Below are 705 nucleotides of genomic sequence, written 5' to 3' on the forward strand. Positions count from 1 at the left end.
ATAATCCCTTTTTTATTGCCTATCTATTTTCCCAATGGCAAGTGAATCGCAATCAGCGTACAGCGCCGACAGCACCAAATACGCTCCAGTTCTACAGCCAAAAGAATAAGGGAAACTCAAAAGCTTATCGAATCAGTCAAATTATAGTGTAAATAAAAATCTGCTGCTTGATTTTCTTGCATTTACCAGCTAAATTGTAGATATTGGTTCGGAAAACAAACATATCTACCCTAATGAAAACTTCATGGTCCCAAATTTGTTCATTAACTGACGAATATAAGGTACCCAGGAAAGCTTCGTCGTTAAAATGATTTTATTCGCATGAAAAAGAAAGTAATTGAGGATAATCCTAAAAAAGAAAGAAAGGTAACTTCCGGTCCTATTCGCGACAAGGAACGCACCAAGGCGCGAATGATCGCTGCTGTCGGAAAGGTAATTCAGAAAAAAGGATACCATGCATTGAATGGGCCTAATATTGCTTTGGAATGTGGACTGAACAAAGCATTAATATGGAATTATTTTGGCGGTCTCGATCAACTGGTGGAAGCTTACCTAACACAAAAAGATTTCTGGCAAATCGGAGACAAGGGCGTATTGGAACAAATGATCACAAACCCGGGCTCCATCAGTATCTCCTTGATAGAAGAATTGCTTAAATCTCAATTTAACACCTTTTTGAAGGATAAGACGAAGCAAAAAGTTATT

General features: G+C 38.0%; 1 protein-coding gene. It reads left to right on the forward strand.

Annotated elements, in window-relative coordinates:
- Positions 1-321: 321 nt before the first annotated feature.
- The coding region (locus B2X72_RS11370) for a TetR/AcrR family transcriptional regulator (RefSeq protein WP_286849646.1) at positions 322-705 on the forward strand (384 nt) is incomplete at its 3' end.

Source organism: Sphingobacterium sp. UBA7253 (assembly GCF_002472745.1).
Classification (GTDB): domain Bacteria; phylum Bacteroidota; class Bacteroidia; order Sphingobacteriales; family Sphingobacteriaceae; genus Sphingobacterium; species Sphingobacterium siyangense.